Origin of the sequence: Pseudomonas sp. EGD-AK9 (assembly GCF_000465935.2) — a bacterium.
GTDB lineage: Bacteria > Pseudomonadota > Gammaproteobacteria > Pseudomonadales > Pseudomonadaceae > Aquipseudomonas.
In genome coordinates this window covers 1-3,049 of record NZ_AVOF01000364.1, presented here as the reverse complement: position 1 = coordinate 3,049, position 3,049 = coordinate 1, and the positions used below count along the sequence as shown (strand labels likewise).

3 protein-coding genes are annotated in these 3,049 nt (G+C 69.0%); all 3 read right to left on the bottom strand.

The features are described from left to right. Window positions 1–628: YeeE/YedE thiosulfate transporter family protein (locus tag N878_RS16445; protein WP_021444702.1), on the bottom strand; the 628-nt coding region annotated here is incomplete at its 3' end. A 362-nt stretch (window positions 629–990) separates the two neighbouring features. Next, complete coding sequence (locus N878_RS16440; protein ID WP_021444701.1) at window positions 991–1,917, bottom strand: sulfurtransferase; 927 nt, start codon at window positions 1,915–1,917, stop codon at window positions 991–993. 103 nt (window positions 1,918–2,020) lie between these two features. Next, the coding region (locus N878_RS16435) for an acyl-CoA dehydrogenase family protein (protein WP_021444700.1) at window positions 2,021–3,049 on the bottom strand (1,029 nt) is incomplete at its 5' end.

Below are 3,049 nucleotides of genomic sequence, written 5' to 3'. Positions count from 1 at the left end.
AGGCGGCCAGAGCGCCGAGCAGCGCCAGTTGCAGCAGCAGCGAGCCGCCGTAGCCGAGCTTGCCGGGCAGCCAGAGCACCGGCGCCTGCTGCAGCGCGGCCAGGTACAGCGGGTTCCAGCTGAGAAAACCCAGGGCGAAGCCGAGCAGCGCGCCGGTCAGCGCCGCCAGCGAGGTGAAATTGCCCTCGCCGAGGCGGTACAGGTGGGCGCTGAGGCACGAACCGGAAATCGCCATGCCGAGGCCGAACACCGTCGCCGCCAGCGCCAGCACCCAGCTCAGCGGGCCGATATGGGCGTCCGGCGGCAGGCGGCCGGAGAAGGGATCGGGCAGGAAGGCGCCGAACACCGCGTGATAGCCCAGGGTGCCGACGGCCAGGGCGGCGAGCAGGCCGAGCAGGCCGTCCGGTATGCGCCGTTCGATGAAGTCGCGGCTGATGCAGAAGAAGCAGAAGCGCGAACGCTGCAGCAGCAGGCCGAACAGCGCGCCGCCGAGCAGCGAGAAGCTGAAGGCGCGGCCCTGGTTGCTGCCGTCGGCCAGTTGCCAGGCGCCGGCGAGCAGGGCGACGGCGAGCAGACCTGACAGGGCGATGGGTAGCGTTGCGCGAGGGGAGGAAAGGCTGGCGGTCATGGGTTGTCCTTGCCGACCCTAATGACGGGAGCGGCCCTGGGCTTCAGACCAGGGCCACTGTCTACGCCGAAGTTGCCGCCCGAGCCTTAGGGATAATCTGAAAAAGCCATTTATCGTCACTCCCGCGAAGGCGGGAGCCCAGGAAATTCGCAGGTTCTGGATTATCCCCCTTCGGCCCAGCGCAAGCGCTGTTCAGTGATAAAGCTGCTGTCCCGCCTGCGCGGGACAGCGCTTGCGCTGAACGCACTTCAGTGCGGCCCGAACAGGCGAGCGCAGCGAGTAATGACGGCTGTCTCAGCGCTTCCCTAGGGTGGATCGGTGCGGCGTGATCCACCCTAGGCTCAGCTCGGCCGGCGGCGCGCTTACTGGCCGCCCCAGACGGTGCCGGCCAGGTTGGTCACCGGCACACCCACGGCGTTGCCGTACTCGGTCCAGGAACCGTCGTAGTTGCGCACCTCGTAGCCGAGGATCTTCTTCAGGGCGAACCAGCTGTGGCTGGAGCGCTCGCCGATGCGGCAGTAGGTGATGATCGGCTTGCTGCCGTCGATGCCCACCGCGGCGTAGACCTTCTTCAACTCCTCGGCCGACTTGAAGGTGCCGTCGGCGGCCACCGCCTGGCCCCAGGGCACGTTCACCGCGCCGGGCACGTGGCCGGCGCGCACCGCCAGTTCCTGCACGCCCTGCGGGGCGAACACCTTGCCGCTGTACTCGTCCGGCGAGCGGATATCCACCAGCTGCACGTCGCTGCGTTTCTCGGCGGCGGCCAGCACGTCCGGGAGGAAGGCGCGCAGCTCCTTGTTGGCGGCCTTGACCGTGACGTTGCCGGCGCTCGGCGTGCTGGCGCGGCTGTCCAGGGCGCGGCCCTCGGCCTCCCACTTGGCGCGGCCGCCGTCGAGCAGCTTGACGTTATCCACGCCATACACGTCGAACACCCAGGCGCCCCAGGCGGCGAACCAGTTGTTGTTGTCGCCGTAGAGGATGGTGGTGCTGTCGTCGTTCACCCCGGCCTTGCGCAGCAGGGCCTGAAAGGCCTCCTGGCTGGCGATGTCGCGGCGCACCGGGTCGACCAGGTCGCTGTGCCAGGCGAAATTGACCGCGCCGGGAATATGCCCGCGCTCGTAGACGCCGGGCACTACGCTGACCTCGACGATGCGCAGCTTGGGATCGTTCAGGTTCTGCTCCAGCCAGTCGGTGCTGACCAGGTAGTCGCTGGCGGCCTGCGTCGGCAGCGCCTGCAGCAGGGCGGCGACGGCGAGCAGGCCGGCGCCGAGGAGGGACTTGATCTTCATGGTGCATGACCTCTTGAGGGGGCAGTTTTCAGGCTAGTTAGCCCTGTTCGATGCGAGATAACGCTTTTTCCTATGCATATTCCCTGTGGTTCGCACCTCCTGCTCAGCCGTACAGCGACGGCCGCGGGCCCTGGCCGCTGAGCAGCCAGTGGCCGAGGTCGCGCACCTTGTAGTCGACGGGGTCGTGCAGGCTGTGCACCCGCACGTTGCGCCAGAAGCGGTCGAAGCCGTAGCGCGAGCTGGTGGCGCGGGCGCCCATGGCCTCGAAGACCTGACTGGTGATCTCCAGCGCCGCGCGCACCGCCAGCACCTTGGCCTCGCTGATGGCCAGCGCCACCTCGGCGCGCTCGGCGGCGGTCAGCGCCGGCTTTTCCCAGGCGCTCTGCAGGCGCTGGGCGGCCTGCTCGGCCAAGGGCAGGGCGCTGCGGTAAAGCAGCCATAGCTCGCCGTAACGCTGCTGGATGAACGGATCGTCGCTGGCCTGCGCCACCCCCGAGGCCGGCCAGGCGCGGCTGTGTTCGCGGGTGTAGCGCAGCGCCGCGTCCAGCGCGCCCTGGGCGTTGCCCAGGTAGAGCTGGGTGAGGATCAGTTGCGACAGGCAGGCGCGCAGGGTGGTGCGCGGGCTGGCGCCGACCGGGCCGAGCAGCTCGCTGGCGTCGACGAACACCTGCTCGAACTGCACCGTGCCGCTGTCGGTCTGGCGCTGGCCGAAGCCGTCCCAGTCGGCGTTGATCGCCAGGCCGTCGCGCTGGCTGGGCAGGACGATGAACACCCGATCCTCCGGGTTCTTGCCGCGTGGCGCGCTGACCACCAGGGCATCGGCGCCGAGCGCGCCGGAGCAGAACGACTTGCTGCCGTTGAGCTCGTAATGCTCCTCGCGCCGGCTGAGCGTCAGGCCGCTGTCGCGGCCGTTGGTGGCGTTGCCCCAGAACCAGCGCTGCTGCACCGTGCGGGTCAGCCAGTGGCGCTGCTGCTCGGGGTTGCCGAACAGCAGGATGGTCGCCACCTGCAGGTGCTGGAAGGCGAACAGGTGGGCCAGCGAACTGTCCACCGCCGCCAGGTAACGCACGATGCGGTAGATCTCCGGCCACACCAGGCCCTGGCCGCCGTATTGCTGCGGCACGGCCAGGCT